This is a genomic window from Afipia clevelandensis ATCC 49720 (assembly GCF_000336555.1).
Classification (GTDB): domain Bacteria; phylum Pseudomonadota; class Alphaproteobacteria; order Rhizobiales; family Xanthobacteraceae; genus Afipia; species Afipia clevelandensis.
This window is the reverse complement of the sequence record NZ_KB375281.1, coordinates 1,704,049-1,721,488: the sequence shown is the minus strand read 5'-3', so window position 1 is coordinate 1,721,488 and position 17,440 is coordinate 1,704,049. Positions and strand designations below refer to the sequence as shown.

Annotated in this window: 16 protein-coding genes and 1 riboswitch; of the genes, 7 read left to right on the top strand and 9 right to left on the bottom strand. The window is 62.8% G+C overall.

Going from position 1 to position 17,440, the window contains the following annotated elements:
• Nucleotides 1–63 precede the first annotated feature (63 nt).
• Both gcvH and gcvT read right to left on the bottom strand, forming a co-directional pair.
• Nucleotides 64–429, bottom strand: a complete 366-nt coding sequence (gcvH, locus tag HMPREF9696_RS08095) for a glycine cleavage system protein GcvH (RefSeq protein WP_002712488.1) — start codon at nucleotides 427–429, stop codon at nucleotides 64–66.
• Nucleotides 430–448: 19 nt separating this feature from the next.
• Nucleotides 449–1,606: a glycine cleavage system aminomethyltransferase GcvT gene (gene gcvT / locus HMPREF9696_RS08090; protein ID WP_002712487.1), complete on the bottom strand. Its 1,158-nt coding sequence runs from the start codon at nucleotides 1,604–1,606 to the stop codon at nucleotides 449–451.
• A 131-nt stretch (nucleotides 1,607–1,737) separates the two neighbouring features.
• Nucleotides 1,738–1,827, bottom strand: a riboswitch (glycine riboswitch).
• Between the two features lie 179 nt (nucleotides 1,828–2,006).
• Here gcvT and ppk2 point away from each other — a divergent pair.
• Nucleotides 2,007–2,933 (top strand): polyphosphate kinase 2, encoded by a 927-nt coding sequence (gene ppk2, locus HMPREF9696_RS08085; protein ID WP_002712486.1) that lies wholly within the window; start codon nucleotides 2,007–2,009, stop codon nucleotides 2,931–2,933.
• 158 nt (nucleotides 2,934–3,091) lie between these two features.
• Complete coding sequence (gene alaS / locus HMPREF9696_RS08080; protein WP_002712485.1) at nucleotides 3,092–5,770, top strand: alanine--tRNA ligase; 2,679 nt, start codon at nucleotides 3,092–3,094, stop codon at nucleotides 5,768–5,770.
• Between the two features lie 63 nt (nucleotides 5,771–5,833).
• Here the strand turns inward: alaS and HMPREF9696_RS08075 are convergent, their stop codons facing one another.
• The 5 genes from HMPREF9696_RS08075 to HMPREF9696_RS08055 form a co-directional block, all read right to left on the bottom strand.
• Complete coding sequence (locus HMPREF9696_RS08075) at nucleotides 5,834–6,691, bottom strand: hypothetical protein (RefSeq protein ID WP_002712484.1); 858 nt, start codon at nucleotides 6,689–6,691, stop codon at nucleotides 5,834–5,836.
• 14 nt (nucleotides 6,692–6,705) lie between these two features.
• Entirely contained in the window at nucleotides 6,706–7,563 is an 858-nt protein-coding gene (locus tag HMPREF9696_RS08070) for a hypothetical protein (protein ID WP_002712483.1), read from the bottom strand.
• Nucleotides 7,564–7,853: 290 nt separating this feature from the next.
• The gene (locus HMPREF9696_RS08065; RefSeq protein ID WP_002712482.1) at nucleotides 7,854–9,068 is read right to left on the bottom strand and encodes an NADP-dependent isocitrate dehydrogenase; all 1,215 of its coding nucleotides are present in this window, start codon (nucleotides 9,066–9,068) and stop codon (nucleotides 7,854–7,856) included.
• 431 nt (nucleotides 9,069–9,499) lie between these two features.
• Complete coding sequence (locus HMPREF9696_RS08060; protein ID WP_002712481.1) at nucleotides 9,500–11,083, bottom strand: MFS transporter; 1,584 nt, start codon at nucleotides 11,081–11,083, stop codon at nucleotides 9,500–9,502.
• Nucleotides 11,070–12,260: an HlyD family secretion protein gene (locus HMPREF9696_RS08055; protein WP_002712480.1), complete on the bottom strand. Its 1,191-nt coding sequence runs from the start codon at nucleotides 12,258–12,260 to the stop codon at nucleotides 11,070–11,072. Before HMPREF9696_RS08055 ends, HMPREF9696_RS08060 begins: the two co-directional genes overlap by 14 nt.
• A gap of 180 nt (nucleotides 12,261–12,440) precedes the next feature.
• Between HMPREF9696_RS08055 and HMPREF9696_RS08050 the strand changes: the two genes are divergently transcribed.
• Nucleotides 12,441–13,634: a TrmJ/YjtD family RNA methyltransferase gene (locus HMPREF9696_RS08050; RefSeq protein WP_002712479.1), complete on the top strand. Its 1,194-nt coding sequence runs from the start codon at nucleotides 12,441–12,443 to the stop codon at nucleotides 13,632–13,634.
• 109 nt (nucleotides 13,635–13,743) lie between these two features.
• Nucleotides 13,744–14,235: a GlcG/HbpS family heme-binding protein gene (locus tag HMPREF9696_RS08045; protein ID WP_002712478.1), complete on the top strand. Its 492-nt coding sequence runs from the start codon at nucleotides 13,744–13,746 to the stop codon at nucleotides 14,233–14,235.
• A 63-nt stretch (nucleotides 14,236–14,298) separates the two neighbouring features.
• On the opposite strand, the gene HMPREF9696_RS08040 is transcribed toward HMPREF9696_RS08045, so the two are convergent.
• Nucleotides 14,299–14,616: a DUF1476 domain-containing protein gene (locus HMPREF9696_RS08040; RefSeq protein WP_002712477.1), complete on the bottom strand. Its 318-nt coding sequence runs from the start codon at nucleotides 14,614–14,616 to the stop codon at nucleotides 14,299–14,301.
• Nucleotides 14,617–14,966: 350 nt separating this feature from the next.
• Here HMPREF9696_RS08040 and purC point away from each other — a divergent pair, with 350 nt between their 5' ends.
• The 3 genes from purC to purQ all read left to right on the top strand — a co-directional run bounded on the left by purC (nucleotide 14,967) and on the right by purQ (nucleotide 16,755).
• Nucleotides 14,967–15,734: a phosphoribosylaminoimidazolesuccinocarboxamide synthase gene (gene purC / locus HMPREF9696_RS08035; protein ID WP_009736902.1), complete on the top strand. Its 768-nt coding sequence runs from the start codon at nucleotides 14,967–14,969 to the stop codon at nucleotides 15,732–15,734.
• A gap of 64 nt (nucleotides 15,735–15,798) precedes the next feature.
• Entirely contained in the window at nucleotides 15,799–16,041 is a 243-nt protein-coding gene (purS, locus tag HMPREF9696_RS08030; protein ID WP_002712475.1) for a phosphoribosylformylglycinamidine synthase subunit PurS, read from the top strand.
• A gap of 12 nt (nucleotides 16,042–16,053) precedes the next feature.
• Nucleotides 16,054–16,755, top strand: coding sequence for a phosphoribosylformylglycinamidine synthase subunit PurQ (purQ, locus tag HMPREF9696_RS08025; RefSeq protein WP_002712474.1), 702 nt, complete (start codon nucleotides 16,054–16,056; stop codon nucleotides 16,753–16,755).
• 18 nt (nucleotides 16,756–16,773) lie between these two features.
• On the opposite strand, the gene HMPREF9696_RS08020 is transcribed toward purQ, so the two are convergent.
• Nucleotides 16,774–17,226, bottom strand: coding sequence for a PaaI family thioesterase (locus HMPREF9696_RS08020; RefSeq protein ID WP_430642317.1), 453 nt, complete (start codon nucleotides 17,224–17,226; stop codon nucleotides 16,774–16,776).
• Between the last annotated feature and the right edge of the window lie 214 nt (nucleotides 17,227–17,440).

Sequence of the window (17,440 nt, the reverse complement as noted above, 5' to 3'; positions counted from 1 at the left end):
GCGGAGCGACGAGGCAATCCAGCTTTTGGAAGGTGGATTGCGTCGCTTCGCTCGCAATGACGGTCACGCCGTATGGTCCTTGTACGCAGCTTCATCCATCAGGCCGTCGAGATCGCCCTTGTTGGCAATCCTGATCTTGAAGAACCATGCGGCCTTGCCGGGGTCGGAATTGATCAGCGAGGGATCGGCCACCAGTGCGTCGTTGATCTCGATGACCTCGCCGGTGATCGGCGCATAGACATCGGATGCGGCCTTGACGCTTTCCACCACGGCGGCGGCTTCAGCCTTCTTCAAGGCGCGGCCCACCTTCGGCAGTTCGACGAACACCACGTCGCCGAGTTGGGTTTGCGCGTAGTCGGTGATGCCGATGGTGGCGACGTCGCCATCGATCTGGAGCCATTCATGATCGGACGTGTAAAGCGTGGTCATGTCATTCCTCAGCGTTGAATTATCGTTTGCAGCCATTGGGCACGAACGGCATCGCGGACACGCGCAGCGGCAATCGCTGGCCGCGCACATCGGCAAAGACGATGGTGCCTTCGGTGGAAAGCGAGGTCGGCAGATAGCCCATGGCCACGGGTGCATTCAGCGTCGGGCCGAAGCCGCCCGATGTGACGGTGCCGATTTTGTCCGATGAGGTTTCGCTGGCGTGGAGTGCCGCGTGTTCGCGCACCGGGGCACGGCCTTCGGCGCGCAGGCCGACGCGGCGGCGCGAGGCTCCGGTGTCGAACTGTTTCAGGATAATGTCCGCGCCGGGAAAACCTCCCGCCCGCGCGCCGCCGGTGCGGCGGCTCTTCTGCACCGACCATTCCAGCGCGCCTTCGACCGGCGTGGTCGTGGTGTCGATGTCATGACCATAGAGACACAGGCCCGCTTCAAGCCGCAGGCTGTCACGCGCGCCAAGGCCGATCGGCAGCACGGCGGGGTCCGCGAGCAGGGCGGTCGCGAGACGTTCGGCGTCTTTCGCCGGGACCGAAATCTCGAAACCATCCTCGCCGGTATAGCCGGAACGCGACACGAAGCAGGCGATGCCGAGAACCGCGTGCGGCCCGGCATCCATGAACTTCATCGTGGTCACGCTCGGGGCGAGTTTGGCCAGCACTTCGGCGGCCTTCCGTCCCTGCAGCGCGATCAGGGCTCGATCGGTCAGCGGTTCGATCACGCAGGTGTCGGAGAGATGCTTGCGCAGATGCGCTTCGTCCTCGGTCTTGCAGGCGGCATTGACCACCAGAAACAGGTGATCGCCGAAATTCGCCACCATCAGGTCGTCGAGAATGCCGCCGCCGTCATTGGTGAACTGCGCATAGCGCTGGCGGCCGGGCGCAACAGCAACAATGTCCTGCGGCACCAGTTGCTCCAGCGCGCGGGCGGCGTCTTCCACCTTGCCGGATTTCGGCCGCAGCACGATCTGGCCCATATGCGAGACATCGAACAGGCCTGCGGAGGCGCGGGTGTGGAGATGTTCCTTCAGCACGCCGGCGGCATATTGCACCGGCATCTCATAGCCCGCGAAAGGCACGATCTTGCCGCCGCGCGCCACATGAAGATCATGCAGCGGAACGCGCTTCAGTGCGGGTTCGGGTGAGGGGCGCTCGGCAGCTAGCATGATCGGGCTCCTGACGGATTCGGGACCAGTTCCCGAATCTCTGTCGAAGCCCCATCTGTCGCTGTGCCTGAGAGTATTATCCCGTCGGCGGATGCCGCGCCGTCACCGGCCGCATCTCTTTCCAGATTTCAGTCCGTCACACGGTCCTTTTGCCTGAGAGTTTCCGGGGCGGTTGCTCCTTCGGCGCCGGCAAAAAGCCGGTCTCTCCCGACGTGACGTCTTGACCGGAAAGAACACCCGATCAAGGCGGAAGTCAACGCGGCGGCCTGCCGCTTTCAACGACAGATTTTCATCACAATGACCACAATTGTCGCACAATCGGGCCAGCGGCGGGCCTGTCACACCGATGTAACGGGAGGCTTGCAATGGTTTTCCGCATCACATCCTGCGGGAGGCGCGCATGAACGACATGACCCAGAGCATCGAGGCCGCGCTCCGTGCGCGCATTCATCAGGAGATGGCGGACAGCCTCGATGAAGAGCTGGAACTGGAATTGGACGACGAGCGCCTTGATGCGCTGGTGAAGGATGCGCCGGATCGGTCCGGGCGTCCGTCCATCGACCGCAGGGTTTACTTTCGCGAACTGCTCCGCCTGCAGACCGAACTGGTGAAATTGCAGGACTGGGTGCAGCACGAAAAGAAGAAGGTCGTGGTTCTTTTCGAGGGCCGCGACTCGGCTGGCAAGGGCGGCGTCATCAAGCGCATCACCCAGCGGCTCAATCCGCGCGTCTGCCGTGTCGCTGCGCTGCCGGCGCCAAACGAGCGCGAGCGCACCCAGTGGTATTTCCAGCGTTATGCGGCGCATCTTCCGGCCGGCGGGGAGATCGTGCTGTTCGACCGCTCCTGGTACAACCGCGCCGGTGTCGAGCGGGTGATGGGCTTCTGCAGCGAGGAGCAGTATCAGGAGTTCTTCCAGTCGGTGCCGGAATTCGAGCGGATGCTGATTCGCTCCGACATCATCCTGCTGAAATACTGGTTCTCGATCACCGATGAGGAGCAGGAATTCCGGTTCAACATACGGATCCACGACCCGCTCAAGCAGTGGAAACTGAGCCCGATGGACGTGGAGGCCCGTACCCGCTGGGAGCTTTATACCAAGGCCAAGGAAACCATGCTGGAGCGGACCCATCTGCCGGATTCTCCCTGGTGGATCGTGGATGCTGTGGACAAAAAGCGGGCCCGGCTGAACTGCATGTCGCACCTGTTGAGCCAGATTCCCTATCAGGATGTCGCCCATCAGCCGGTGGTGTTACCGGCAAGGGTCCGCAATCCGGACTATCTGCGCGGCCCGGTTCCGGCCGAAATGTACGTTCCGGCCGTTTTCTAGCCCTCGCGGAGCGTGTTGACCCCATGAATCCGGCGCTCCGGGGTTTCTGGACAGCGCCAGACCGCCTAGATACAAGGGGTTAGACACCCCCTTGCATTCAGCCGGTGTCGCCGCATGGCCGACCGGCCGCGGCGCGGCGCGGCTGCGGATATTTGATGATGAGCGGCGTTAACGAGATCAGGTCGGCGTATCTGAATTATTTCGCGAAAAATGGTCACGAGATTGTGCCGTCTTCGCCGCTGGTTCCGCGCAACGACCCGACACTGATGTTCACCAATGCGGGCATGGTGCAGTTCAAGAACGTGTTCACGGGTCTTGAAAAGCGGCCATATCAGCGCGCCACCTCGTCGCAGAAGTGCGTGCGCGCCGGCGGCAAGCACAACGACCTCGACAATGTCGGCTACACCGCGCGGCATCACACCTTCTTCGAGATGCTCGGGAACTTCTCGTTCGGCGATTATTTCAAGGAACGGGCGATCGAACTTGCCTGGAATTTGATCACCAAGGATTACGGGCTTCCGAAGGACAAGCTGCTGGTCACCGTCTATTCCGAGGACGAGGACGCGGCAAAGCTCTGGAAAAAGATCGCGGGCCTGCCCGAATCGAAAATCATCCGAATCGGAACCTCGGACAATTTCTGGCAGATGGGCGACACCGGTCCCTGCGGCCCGTGCTCCGAAATCTTCTTCGATCATGGCGACAAGGTCTGGGGCGGTCCTCCGGGCTCGCCTGAGGAAGACGGCGACCGCTTTATCGAGATCTGGAATCTCGTGTTCATGCAGTTCGACCAGATTGCCCCCGGCAATCGCATCGCGTTGCCGAAGCCGTCCATCGACACCGGCATGGGCCTCGAGCGCATCGCCGCCGTGCTGCAGGGCAAGCACGACAATTACGACATCGACCTGTTCGTCGCGCTGATCCGCGCCATCGCCGACCTGACCGGCGCCGATCCGCATGGCGAACAGAAGGCGTCGCTGCGCGTCATCGCGGACCATCTGCGCGCCTCGTCGTTCCTGATCGCGGACGGCGTGCTGCCGTCGAACGAAGGCCGCGGCTATGTGCTGCGCCGGATCATGCGCCGCGCCATGCGCCACGGGCAATTGCTCGGGGCGAAAGAGCCGTTGATGTACCGCCTTGTCTGGGCGCTGGTGCGCGAGATGGGCCAGGCCTATCCGGAGCTGGTGCGCGCCGAGAACCTGATCGAGGAAACGCTGAAGCTGGAAGAAACCCGCTTCCGCAAGACGCTGGATCGCGGTCTCTCGATCCTCGACGAGAAAAGCGCGTCGCTCAAGAAGGGCGACATGTTCGACGGCGAGACTGCGTTCACGCTGTATGACACTTACGGCTTCCCGCTCGACCTGACGCAGGATGCGCTGCGCAACCGCGGCATCGGCGTCGATATCGCCTCGTTCACCGACGCGATGGAACAGCAGAAGGCCAAGGCGCGCGCGGCATGGGCGGGCTCGGGCGACACCGCGACCGAAAACGTCTGGTTCCCGCTGCGCGAAAAACTCGGCGCGAGCGAATTCCTCGGCTACGACACCGAGATCGCCGAAGGTGTCGTCACCGCGCTAGTGAAGGACGGCAAGGAAGTTGAATTGCTTCGCGATGGCGAGACCGGAGCAATCATTCTCAATCAGACTCCCTTTTACGCAGAGTCTGGCGGGCAAGTCGGCGATACTGGCCTGATGATTGCACCCGGCGTTCGCTTTCGGGTCACTGATACAGTGAAAAGAGCGGGAGATTTGTTTGTTCATCTAGGAGTTGCTGAGGGTGGTTCAATTTGGCCGGGTACTCCTCTTGAATTGAAAGTCGATCACGGACGGCGCGGCGCGATCCGCGCCAATCACTCCGCGACGCATCTTCTGCACGAGGCGCTGCGTCAGGTGCTCGGCGATCACATCGCGCAGCGCGGCTCGCTGGTGTCGCCGGATCGCCTGCGTTTCGACTTCGCACACAACAAGCCGATCACGCCGGATGAGCTGCGCAAGATTGAGGACATCGCCAACGATGTCGTGCTGGAAAACGGCGAGGTCGTTACCCGCTCGATGGCGATTGACGATGCGCGGGAATCCGGTGCGCGCGCGCTGTTCGGCGAGAAGTACGGCGACGAGGTGCGCGTGGTGTCGATGGGCAGCGCGGCGCGCGAGGGCGCGGCGAGCAATGCGCTCGGCTGGTCGGTCGAACTGTGCGGCGGCACCCACGTCAAGCGCACCGGCGATATCGGCCTGATCTCCATCAGCGGCGAGAGCGCGGTGGCCTCCGGCGTCCGCCGCATCGAGGCGCTGACCGGCACCAATGCGCGTCATGCCGCCAACGCCACGATCCAGACCGCAAAGGCTGCGGCCGCCGAGATGAAAACCACGCTGGACGATCTGCCCGTGCGTGTCGCGGCGCTGATCGAGGAGCGCAAGAAGCTCGAGCGCGAACTCTCCGAGGCGCGCAAGAAGCTCGCCATGGGCGGCGGCTCGGCTGCGAACGGGACGGCCGCTGCGTCCGATGTCCGCACGGTCGGCGATGTGAAACTGCTCGCGCGCGCGGTGCAGGGCATCGAGATCAAGGATCTCAAGAGCCTCGCCGATCAGGGCAAGAAGCAGATCGGCTCCGGCGTGGTCGCGCTGGTTGCTACGAGTGAAGACGGCAAGGCGAGCGTGGTGGTCGGCGTCACGCCGGACCTGACATCGCGCTTCAGCGCCGTCGATCTCGTGCGCAAGGCGTCCGAAGTGCTCGGCGGCAAGGGCGGCGGCGGCAAGCCGGACATGGCGCAGGCTGGCGGTCCCGACGGCGCGAAGGCGGACGATGCGCTGAAGGCGATCGAAGCCGCGATGGGGGCGTGAGGCCCTCTCGGCACTACGTCTTTGCGATGATCGCGCAATTCGGTCTGGCCGGCGCCTGAGCGCTTACGCAGGCAGCATGTGCCGGGCGTAGAAGGCGAGCTCGATGGAGATCCATTGCGCGTAGGCATTGCGCAGATGGTCCGTGGCCGCCGGAACGCCTGCCGTATCCATGGCAAAGAAACCGAGGTCGCCGCCCTCGGCGATCATCTTGGAGACCTGCGTTTTCGACAGGCCGAACCGGCTGGCGATCCGCGCGCGGCTTGGCAACGGCGTGCCGTCGATGTCCGCAAGCATGACTGACAGGACAAGGGCTGCGGCCCCTTCGCGCGAGCCGAAGAAACCGATGAACTCGGGCATCCGGTCCGCGGGCGGTTCGCCCACGATGTGGTCGCGCCCGCCCGACACCAGAAAACGCCGGATGAACTCGGGATCGTTGTTGAGCTGTTGTGCGCGGGCTTCGCGCGGTTGCAGCACGTCGAGCGCGCCGACCGCATAGGTGAGCCAGTTGCGGGTGAATTCGTTCATGCGCGCCGTCGGCCGATAGGATTTCGAGCGGCGGTCGGATGGGCTGGGCGCGGATTTGATGAACCCGGTCAATTTCAGCATCGCCAGCGTCGTCTTGAGAACGCGCGGGCTGACTTCGTTGCGCCGGCTGCAGAGTTCAAGCAGGCGGGTGTAGGTCGCGCCGCCGTCCGTGCCGTATCGTTCGTGATCGGCATCGAGGTAGAGCAGGTAACCGGTGACACGGAAACGGGACTCATACGAGATCAGCTTGTTGACCAGCCGGGGTGCTTCACGAAAGCGGGCGAGGCCGACCGTGTATTCGCGGATCGCGGCGGCATACGCGGGCGAGGCGCGCAGTTGCGCGGCCTCCGCCAGCAGAGGGTCCTTCAGTTCATCGTCGGACTGAACCAGTGACATGTTTGTCTTCGACGTTACGCCGGCTGCATGTGCCGTGCATAGAAGGCCAGTTCAATCGAAATGAAACGCGCATAACTGTTGCGCAAATGGGCGGTCGCACAGGGCGTTCCTGTCTCGTCGGCGGAGAAGAAACCGAGCGCGGTGCCTTCGGCCACCATGTTCGCCACCTGCGTCTTGGACAGTCCGAAGCGCTTGGCGATCTGCGCCCGGCTCGGCAACGGTGTGCCCTCGATATCGGACAGCATGATCGCCAGCACCACGGGAATGGCGCCCTCCCGCTTTCCGAAAAAGCTGGTGAATTCGGGCATGCGGTCGATCAGCGGAATGCCCGAGGCGTGGGCGTGTCCGGCAGCAGCGGCGAAACGCCGGATAAAATCCGGGTCTTGGGCCAGCATCTGCGCGCGTTGCATCTGCGGCTGCACCGCGTCGAGAGCATTGACCGCATGGGGCATCCAGCTCTTGACGAAATCCACCATGCGCTGGGTCGGATGATAGGATTTCGAGCGGCGGTCGGATGGATTGCGTGATGTTTTCACAAAGCCCGCCAGCTTGAGCAGGGTCAGCGTGGTCTTGAGCGTGCGCGGGGTCAATTCCTCCCGCTGTGCGCACAGGTCGAGCAACTGGGTATAGGTGACGCCGCCAAGCGGGCCATGCCTTTCATAATAGGCCGCGAAACAGAACACATAGGCGGTCAAGCGGAACCGCGTTTCCGAAGCCATCAGCTTGTTGATCAGGCGCGGCGCTTCGCGAAACCGGGCAATGGCAACCGTGTATTCGCGAACGGCGGCCGGGAAACCGGGTGAGGCGCGCAATTGCGCCGCTTCCGCAAGCAGCGGGTCTTCCAGATCGCGGTCGGGCTGAACCAGGAGCATGCTGCCTGCGGGGAGCTGTACACGGCGTTTGAAATTCAGGTGCGTTTTTGATCGCGCCAGACGGGAGGGGACCCGTTACTTTTTTCATGATTCGCAACGGCTGAAAATCAACACGGGCTTACCGTTGCCTTGAATGACGGCGTGTGGACCGCGAGGGGGCGGGCAAGCTGCCGTTCAGACTTATCCGCGACGGGGCCTGCAATTGCCTCGCATCGGTTTCAGGTGTCTCGCGGGTAACAAAAAAGGCGCGGAGCAATCCGCGCCTTTGATGTTTTGACGGTGCGGGCTGCTTATGCGGCCATCGCCTTGTTGAGGTTCTCCGCTACCTTGTCGAGGAAGCCGGTGGTGGAGAGCCAGCGCTGGTCCGCGCCGACCAGCAGCGCCAGGTCCTTGGTCATGAAGCCGGCCTCGACGGTATCGACGCAGACCTTCTCCAGCGTCTTGGCGAACTTTGCCAGTTCCTCGTTGTTGTCGAGCTTGGCGCGGTGGGCGAGGCCCTGGGTCCAGGCGAAGATCGAGGCGATCGAGTTGGTCGAGGTCTCCTTGCCCTTCTGGTGCTCGCGGTAATGGCGGGTCACGGTGCCGTGGGCGGCTTCGGCTTCCACCACCTTGCCGTCCGGCGTCAGCAGCACGGAGGTCATCAGGCCGAGCGAGCCGTAGCCCTGCGCCACGGTGTCGGACTGCACGTCGCCGTCGTAGTTCTTGCAGGCCCAGACATAGCCGCCGGACCACTTCAGCGCCGAGGCGACCATGTCGTCGATCAGGCGGTGCTCGTAGGTCAGGCCCTTGGCCTCGAAGTCCTTCTTGAACTCGGTGTCGTAGATCTCCTGGAAGATGTCCTTGAAGCGCCCGTCATAGACCTTGAGGATGGTGTTCTTGGTCGACAGGTACACCGGATAGCCGCGCGACAGGCCGTAGTTCAGCGAGGCGCGGGCAAAGTCGCGGATCGAGTCGTCCAGGTTGTACATGCCCATGGCGACGCCGGCGCCCGGCGCCTTGAACACCTCGCGCTCGATCACGGTGCCGTCCTCGCCGACGAACTTCATCGTCAGCACGCCCTTGCCGGGGAACTTGATGTCGGTCGCGCGGTACTGGTCGCCGAAGGCGTGACGGCCAATGATGATGGGCTTGGTCCAGCCGGGAACCAGACGCGGCACGTTCTTGCAGATGATCGGCTCGCGGAAGATGACGCCGCCGAGGATGTTGCGGATGGTGCCGTTCGGCGACTTCCACATTTCCTTCAGGTTGAACTCCTTCACGCGGGCTTCGTCCGGCGTGATGGTGGCGCACTTGACGCCGACGCCGTGCTTTTTGATCGCGTTGGCGGCGTCCACGGTGACCTGGTCGTTGGTCTTGTCGCGGTATTCGATCCCGAGGTCGTAGTATTCGAGTTTCACATCCAGGAACGGGTTGATCAGCTTGTCCTTGATGTACTGCCAGATGATCCGGGTCATTTCGTCGCCATCAAGTTCGACGACGGGGTTGGTCACCTTGATTTTTGCCATTGGGATCGGGCCTTTAGTGGATGCACAGAGGGCGAGAGAACCGCGACCGGTTCCGTAGCGAGCCTATAGCACCCGCCATGGCAAGCTGGAAGGCAACGGGGCTGAGACTTTCTGACATGCCGGGCGCGCGGGCGTCTTGCTTCTCGCGTTCCGCACGAGATTCAAACGATTCTGTAACCCTATTGATCTATAAGGATAATTCCGGGAAAGGGAGGCCGTGTTGAATCGGTTTCTTCGGTTCTTGATTCAATCCCTTCACGGCTTGAATCAAAACCTTCACAGACCGATTCAATGTGCCATCCACCGCTGTACCGCTGGTCCTCGTGCGTTGATTCAAAGCCATCAGAACTTGAATCAGCATCGTCACGGCCTGATTCAAAGTGTTCAGAGCTTGAATCGAAAACGGAGCCGAACCTTCTCAGTCGAGGACACTACTGCGCTTTCGGGCTGAACGGCCCCGGCGGGGCGCGGGTGATCATGGCCGCGCAGAGCAGACCCGCGATTGCAAAAATGAAGGTCAGCCAGAAGCCGTCGATATAGGCCAGCACATTGGCTTCGCGCTGAACGATCCCGGCCAGTTTGCCGACACTGCGTCCCATGGCTGTGCCCGTTCCATGGCCGGCAAAGTAGCCCGACAGTTTGGCCAGAAGGTCCAGCACCTGATCCTTGGCGTGGGTCACATGCTGGCCGATCAGGTTGGAATGGATCTGTTCGCGCACCCGCAGCCATGTGCCCATCAGAGCGATGCCGAATTCGGCTCCGCCAAGGCGCATGATCTGGATATAGGCGGCGAAGGCGGTGGCGCGCGTCGGATCGGAATTGGCCAGCGCCGTGAGGATGATCGGCAGAAGCGTGAAGGACTGGCCGACGGATTGCAGCAGCACGATCGGGATGAAATCTTCCAGCCGCCACTCGTTGGTGATCCGGGTGCCGAGCAGGGCGGCGGCTGCGAAGGCGACGAGACCGAGCAAAATCAGGATCCGGGCGTCGAAATTCCGCGCCAGCCAGATCGAGAGCGGAAACAGCACAGCCATCGGCAGGACGCCATAGATCAGCAGAAGGTGGCCGGTCTGTTCGGGCCGAAGCTGCGCCACGTTCAGGAGGAAATTCGGCACCAGTGACGAATTGGAGAGGCTGGTCAGGGTGTAGAGCAGGATCACCACCAGTGCGAAGCCGATATTGCGCGACAGCAGCACGTTGGCATGGGCCCATGGATCGCGGACCAACGCCTCATTGATGAAAAACGCCACCAGCAGCGCTGCGCCGCTCGCCAGCAGCGCCACCACGGTGCCCGAACTGAGCCAGTCCAGCCGATTGCCCTGGTCGAGGCCCGCATAGACCATGGCAATCCCGGTGCCGAGCAGCAGCATGCCGCCCCAGTCCGCGGTTTCCAGCAGCGCCTTGTTCACCGGATCGCGCGGCGCGCCGAGATAGACGAGGATCGCCATCAGCACGGCGAGGAGCGCGTCCTGCCAGTACAGCCATTGCCAGCCGACATGCTCGACATAGAAGCCCACCAGCGCCGGGCCGAAATTGAGCGAGAAGCCGACGCGCAGCGCGTAGATACCGATCGCGATCAGCCACCATTGCATCGGCAGATTGCGGAAAATGATCATCAGCGTGGCCGGCACGAAGGTGCCCAGCAGCAGGCCGTGCAGGATGGTGAGGCCCATCAGCGTGGGATAATCGCGAATGAACGGCAGGATCAGCGAAATCACCGCAAACACGATGCTGGGTGCGCCGAGAATGCGGCGCAGGCCGAATGTGGTTGCAAGCCAGGCCACGGCGGGCGCGATGAAAATCTGCGACGCGGTGGACGCGGTCGAGAGCCATGCCCCCTGGTCGAAGGACAGGGAGAACGCGCCCTTGAGGTCAGGCAGCCCGATGGAAAACATCCGGCTGTCGATGTTCGCCATCGACGCGCCGAGCAGCACGGCGGCGACCGCCAGCAGCGGGTAGTGGACAGGCTGGCCGGTGGAAACCGGCCCGCTGGCGATGATTTTAGTTTCCGCCACCGGCCGAAGCTCCAGTCGCCGTTCCAGTTGTCTTGGCTCCGGTGTTCGACGGGGCCGCCGCGCCCTCTGTGTTGATCCGGGTTTCCGCGGACATCCCGGGCAGCAGGCTGTCGAGCAGCGGCTGTCCCTTGTCGAATTCGATCCGCACCGGAATGCGTTGCACCACCTTGGTGAAATTGCCGGTGGCGTTGTCCGGCGGCAGCAGCGCGAATTGCGCGCCGCTGGCGGGCGAGATGCGTACGACCTTGCCGTGCAGGACCTGACGCGGGAAGCTGTCGATGGTGATGTCCACGGGCTGTCCCGGCTTCACGCGGGTGAGCTGCGTCTCCTTGTAGTTCGCGATCACATAGACATTGGGCAGCGGCACCACATTGAACAGGTTGCTGCCGATGTTGACATAGTCGCCGGGCTGCACCTGCCGCGCGCCGACAATTCCGTCGAACGGCGCGACGATGCGGGTATAGCCGAGCTTGAGTTTTGCAGCCTTCAGGGAAGCCTGTGCGGCGAGCACATCGGCGGCGCGCTGCTTCTTCGTTCCGGCGAGAACTTCCATCTGATGTTTTTGCGCGGCGATGACGGCGCGGCTGGCGCGCACATCCGCGTCCGCCTTGGCCAGCGTGGCGGTGGCCTGTTCAAGCCGCTGGCGCGTGAAGGCAGGGCTCTGAAGGAGGCCGTGCTGGCGGTCATATTCCTGCTGCGCTTCGACCTGAACGGCCTCGGCGGAGGCGCGCTGCGCTTCCGATTGCGCGATGGTCGCGTATTGAAGCTCGACCTGGTTGGCAAGATTGTCGAGCGCGGCCTGCGCGCCGGCGACGGATGCTTCGGCCTGCGCGACCTGCGCCTCGTAATCGGCAGGGTCGATCTCCACCAGCAGGTCGCCGGCCTTGACGCGCTGATAGTCGCGCACCGCCACGGTTTTCACTTCGCCGGCAACACGGCTGCTGAGTTGCGAGACCTCGGCGCGGACATAGGCGTCGTTGGTGGTCTGGATGCGGGCGCTGCTGATCCATTCGTCCCAACTGATGGTTGCCACCGCGACAAACGCCGCAGCGGCGGCAATGCACGCAAGCGGAATTGCCAGCCGCCGCAAGGTCGCGCTTGCGGATGGCTTGTCCGGAGCAGGCGTGGGGTTTGGCGAAGGGGGCGGGGGTGTGCTGCTTGCGTCTGTCTGGGTCACGGGTCACCTTGTCCGGAATGACTACCGCAAACGGCAGCCGAAACGGAGAACTCCGAGTGCATTCCAGTATTGTCCTGTTGCAGCAATCTGCCAATCGCCGCCGATCCGAGAAAAGGTCTTGACCTGCGCCGCGCCAACTGCGTTACGGCAGGGGACATATGACGGATTGAAGCAGAGGCAATGACCGGTTCAGGCACCGACAAGACCAAGACGCGCAAGGAACTGAACGGCCCCATCGTGGTGCTGGTCGAGCCCCAGCTTGGCGAGAACATCGGCATGTGCGCGCGGGCCATGGGCAATTTCGGCCTGACGCGGCTGCGCATCGTCAATCCGCGCGACGGCTGGCCGAACATGGCCGCCCAGCGGGCCGCCGCCGGCGCCGATCATATTCTGGAGAAGGTCGAACTGTTCGATACAGTCGAGGCGGCGGTGGCGGACTGTTCGCTGCTGTTCGCGACCACGGCGCGGGCGCACGACCAGGCCAAGCCTGTTGTCGGACCGGAGGAGGCCGCCCGCCAGATCGTTCATGAAACAGCCGCCAGCGGCACCGCGGCGATCATGTTCGGGCGCGAACGCTACGGTCTTGAGAACGACGAGGTCGCGCTCGCCAACCGCATCGTGACATTCCCGGTCAATCCCGGCTTTGCCTCGCTGAACCTTGCGCAGGCTGTGCTGCTGATGGGCTACGAGTGGTTCAAGCTGGCGACGTCCAATGCGCTGCCATTCGCCATGCCGGAGCGTTCCGAGCGCGCGTCCAGCCATCAGATGCAGGCGTTCTTCGACAATCTCGTGAACGAACTCGACAAGGTGGAATTCCTGCGGCCGCCGGAAAAGCGCGACGTGATGCTGGTCAATATGCGCAACATCTTCACCCGGATGGAGCCGACCAAGCAGGACATGCACACGCTGCACGGCGTGGTGATGGCCATCGCGGAAGGCCGCAAGGGGCCGGCCAAGGGCGGCGTTCTGGATGGCAACGAGGCGACCCGGCTGCGCGCGCTGCTGGCCGAACAGTCCGACGGCCGTGCGCCGTCCGACAGCGGCGGCACGGTACGGGGACTGGCGCGGCTGTTGCGGCGGAATCCGACCGATGCCGAACGCATGCTGTGGAAGGCACTGACCACGGACCGCCGTTTCGCGTCCCACTTCAAGCGGCAGACGCCGGTGGGGCGGCATATTCCGGATTTCGTGTCTTTCACCAAGCGCATTGCCATCGAACTTGTCAGCGCAGCCGATACTGAAACCGTTGGGCGGGATCGCGCGGCGCGAGACGAATGGCTGAAAGAGCGCGGCTATCGCATCTGCCTGATCGATTCGGCGGACGTCGAAGCCGATCTCGCTGCGCAACTCGACCGGCTTGCGGCAATCGGCTGATCCCTTCGCTCGTGCAATAACGAATCTTGTTCTGTTGCGGGACTAAGGCGCGACAGGAGGGGTTGTTATCAACGCGCAAACCAGAAAATTTTCAAAGGGAGGTTTCAACATGCGTTCAGTCGCTTTTGCGGCATTCACCACGGCTGCCATTCTCGCCGCAGGTTCTGCTCACGCCCAGGCGCCGGTGATGGACAAGAATGTATCGACCGCGATGGCCATGGCCATCGTCCAGGGCACGATGGAGCAGTGCGCGAAGGACGGTTACAAGGTCTCCGTCACTGTGGTCGACAAGGCTGGCAATGTGTTTGCGCAGGTCCGCGGCGATGGCACCAGCCCGCACACCATGGAGTTCAGCCGGTTGAAGGCCTACACCGCCCGCACCCGCAACCAGACATCGCTGGAATTCCAGAAGCTGACGGAAAAGCCCGAGACGGCGTATCTGCGGCAGATTCCGGGCGTGGTCGGCGCGGGCGGCGCGGTGCCAATCAAGGTCGGCAACGAGACCATCGGTGCGGTCGGCGCATCCGGTGCGCCCGGCGGCGACAAGGACGAGGTCTGCGTCCTCGCGGGCGTTGCGAAGGTGCAGGACGCACTGAAATAATCAATTTGCGCAAAACAAAACGCCGCGCGATCCGGTCGCGCGGCGTTTCTGACTTTCCGGAAATTACTGGCCGGCCTTGACCTGCGCGACGGCGACCGCGACCAGTTCGTCCATTTTCTTGCGGATATCGAGTTCGGAAACGCCCTTGGAGGCGAGGTCACCCGCGACCTTGCGCAGGACGTCCGTATCCCCGGCTTCCTCGAAATCGGCAGCGACCACTTCCTTGGCATAGGCGGCGGCATCGTCACCGGTCTTGCCCAGCTTTTCGGCGGCCCACAGGCCCAGCAGCTTGTTCCGGCGGGCTTCCGCCTTGAATTTCGTTTCCTCGTCGAGGGCAAATTTCTTCTCGAAACCTTCCTCGCGCTTGTCGAAAGTGGACATATATCTGTTCCGTAAGGCTGAATTGGTCATGCCGGGATGGCGGCGGGACCCTGCATATAGGGGGTCCGGCCCCCGCTAGGCAACGGCCCAGAGGTCGCAGGAGGCGGCGATGGCGAGCCAAATGACCCGAAACGGGAATTCTTGAGGATTTCCAGCGCAAAACGGCGCTGACTTTTGCGGGAATACGCGCTGCGTTGCGTTGTATCGGCCGGTTCAATCGGGTAGGTTGCCGATGAGTCCGGTTCGCGGTTTGTTTCACGATTCCGGACTTCGCGGCAGCTCCGCCGCGGGTCGCGTAAATCACCCGGAGCATCCCATTCATGGACTTCAACAGAACACGGTACATCCCTATGAGCCGTCGGCGTCGCATTTACGAAGGCAAGGGCAAGACCCTTTACGAAGGGCCTGAGCCTGGAACCCTGATCCAGCATTTCAAGGACGACGCCACCGCGTTCAATGCCAAGAAACACCAGATCATCGAGGGCAAAGGTGTCCTCAACAACCGGATCTCGGAATACGTCTTCCAGCATCTGAACGACATCGGCGTGCCGACGCATTTCATCAAGCGTCTCAACATGCGCGAGCAGTTGATCCGCGAGGTCGAGATCGTGCCGCTCGAAGTCGTCGTGCGCAACGTTGCCGCCGGTTCGCTGTCGCAGCGCCTCGGCATCGAGGAAGGCACCCAGCTCCCGCGCTCGATCATCGAATTCTATTACAAGAACGACCAACTCGGCGATCCGATGGTCTCCGAAGAGCACATCACCGCGTTCGGCTGGGCCACCCCGCAGGAGATCGACGACATGATGGCGCTGGCCATTCGCGTCAACGACTTCCTCACCGGCCTGTTTCTCGGCGTTGGCATCCGTCTTGTGGACTTCAAGATGGAATGCGGCCGCCTGTTCGAGAACGACATGATGCGCATCATCGTCGCCGATGAAATCTCGCCGGATTCGTGCCGGCTGTGGGACATCAAGTCGAACGAGAAGATGGACAAGGACCGTTTCCGCCGCGACCTCGGCGGCCTGGTCGAGGCCTATACCGAAGTCGCCAAGCGTCTCGGCATCCTGATCGACAACGATCGTCCCGCGGGCTCTGGCCCGGTGCTTGTGAAGAGCTGAGCATGATCCGGAAAAGTGGAAACCGGTTTTCCGATCAGATCATGCTCCAATTAGAGAATCTTCGATGAAGGCACGCGTTACGGTTACGCTGAAGAACGGCATTCTCGATCCGCAGGGCAAGGCCATCGAAGGCGCGCTGAAATCGCTCGGCGTCGATGGCATTGCCAGCGTGCGGCAGGGCAAGGTGTTCGACATCGAACTCGCTGGCGCGGACAAGGCCAAGGCCGAAGCCGCGCTCAAGGAAGCCGCCGACAGGCTGCTGGCGAATACGGTGATCGAGAATTATCGCGTCGAGATTTCGGGCTAGGTTACGCGCTCCATGAAATCAGCCGTTCTCGTCTTCCCCGGCATCAATCGCGAGCGCGACATGGCGCGCGCGCTCAAGCTCGCGTCGGGCAACGACGCGGCTATGGTGTGGCACGCCGACACCGCCCTGCCGAAGGGCACCGACCTCGTTGTGCTGCCGGGCGGTTTTTCCTACGGCGACTACCTGCGCTGCGGCGCGATTGCCGCGCGTGCGCCCATCATGGATGCGGTTCGTGCCCATGCCGCCGCCGGTGGCCTCGTGCTCGGCGTCTGCAACGGTTTTCAGATTCTGTGCGAGTCGGGCCTGCTGCCGGGCGTCTTGATGCGCAATGCGCAGCTCAAGTTCATTTGCCGGGACGTGCATGTGCGCGTCGAGCGCTCCGACACACCGTTCACCCGCGGCTACAATGCCGGGCAGGTGATCCGCGTGCCGGTGGCGCATGGCGAGGGCAACTATGCCGCCGATGAGGAGACCATCCGCCGCCTCGAAGGCGAGGGGCGCGTGCTCTATCGCTATTGCAGCGCGTCGGGCGAAGTCGGCGATACGCACAACATCAACGGCGCGGCGGCGTCGATCGCGGGCATTGTCAGCGACAAGGGAAACGTGCTCGGCATGATGCCGCATCCGGAAAATCACGTCGAAGACATCATGGGCAACACCGACGGGCGCGGACTGTTCGCGGGTCTCGTCGCGCATCTTGAAAGCGCGGCCTGAGTCACGCCGCGCCGGCGCTCACGCCTTCTTCTTCATCCGCTTGATCGTGCCGGAAAACGTGAACAACGGCCGGTCGCCGCTGTGGAGTGTGCCGCGCAGGAAGATCAGCGAGCCACCGGCGCGGGTGATGCCGCCGGTCGCGACGATCAACTCACCTTCCTTGGCGGCGTCGAGAAATTCGCAGGCGAAGGATACCGTGACGGCGGGCGCCTCAAGCTCGCGCGAGGCAAAGGCGAACAGGCAGTAGTCTGCGAAGGTCATGTAGCACCCGCCGTGGACGTTGCGCATGCCGTTGAGATGCTTCTTCTCGACCCGGAAGGCGCAGCGGACACTCCCGTCCTCCTCGAAGCGGTGCCAGAACGGCCCGTTGTTGGATTCGAAGCTGTCGCGGCTCCAGGTCCGCCACCCGGCGAACTCGCCCTCGGTGGCGATCAGCAGGTCAGGGCGGGGGCGTGGGGTCTTCTGCGTCATCTCGTCCAAGAGCCGGAATCCTTCAAAAGCGGGCCAAAGGGCCTTGTGGAGGCCTCTCTTAGAGCCTCCCGGGGCAGGCCTGCAACGGGCCTTTTTTGCACGGGATTTCTGCCTATCTGATGCTTGCCGGACCGGACACCAGCGTGCACAAAGAAGCCCGGAATCAAGCCTCAAGCCTATTCCGCCTCATTAGACCCCCGGGACCCCGTGGGGA

Excerpts from the sequence above, each read along its gene's own strand:
- gcvH (WP_002712488.1), bottom strand. The coding sequence starts at position 429 with ATGACCACGCTTTACACGTCCGATCATGAATGGCTCCAGATCGATGGC.
- gcvT (WP_002712487.1), bottom strand. The coding sequence starts at position 1,606 with ATGCTAGCTGCCGAGCGCCCCTCACCCGAACCCGCACTGAAGCGCGTT.
- ppk2 (WP_002712486.1), top strand. The coding sequence starts at position 2,007 with ATGAACGACATGACCCAGAGCATCGAGGCCGCGCTCCGTGCGCGCATT.
- alaS (WP_002712485.1), top strand. The coding sequence starts at position 3,092 with ATGAGCGGCGTTAACGAGATCAGGTCGGCGTATCTGAATTATTTCGCG.
- HMPREF9696_RS08075 (WP_002712484.1), bottom strand. The coding sequence starts at position 6,691 with ATGTCACTGGTTCAGTCCGACGATGAACTGAAGGACCCTCTGCTGGCG.
- HMPREF9696_RS08070 (WP_002712483.1), bottom strand. The coding sequence starts at position 7,563 with ATGCTCCTGGTTCAGCCCGACCGCGATCTGGAAGACCCGCTGCTTGCG.
- HMPREF9696_RS08065 (WP_002712482.1), bottom strand. The coding sequence starts at position 9,068 with ATGGCAAAAATCAAGGTGACCAACCCCGTCGTCGAACTTGATGGCGAC.
- HMPREF9696_RS08050 (WP_002712479.1), top strand. The coding sequence starts at position 12,441 with ATGACCGGTTCAGGCACCGACAAGACCAAGACGCGCAAGGAACTGAAC.
- HMPREF9696_RS08045 (WP_002712478.1), top strand. The coding sequence starts at position 13,744 with ATGCGTTCAGTCGCTTTTGCGGCATTCACCACGGCTGCCATTCTCGCC.
- HMPREF9696_RS08040 (WP_002712477.1), bottom strand. The coding sequence starts at position 14,616 with ATGTCCACTTTCGACAAGCGCGAGGAAGGTTTCGAGAAGAAATTTGCC.
- purC (WP_009736902.1), top strand. The coding sequence starts at position 14,967 with ATGAGCCGTCGGCGTCGCATTTACGAAGGCAAGGGCAAGACCCTTTAC.
- purS (WP_002712475.1), top strand. The coding sequence starts at position 15,799 with ATGAAGGCACGCGTTACGGTTACGCTGAAGAACGGCATTCTCGATCCG.
- purQ (WP_002712474.1), top strand. The coding sequence starts at position 16,054 with ATGAAATCAGCCGTTCTCGTCTTCCCCGGCATCAATCGCGAGCGCGAC.
- HMPREF9696_RS08020 (WP_430642317.1), bottom strand. The coding sequence starts at position 17,226 with ATGACGCAGAAGACCCCACGCCCCCGCCCTGACCTGCTGATCGCCACC.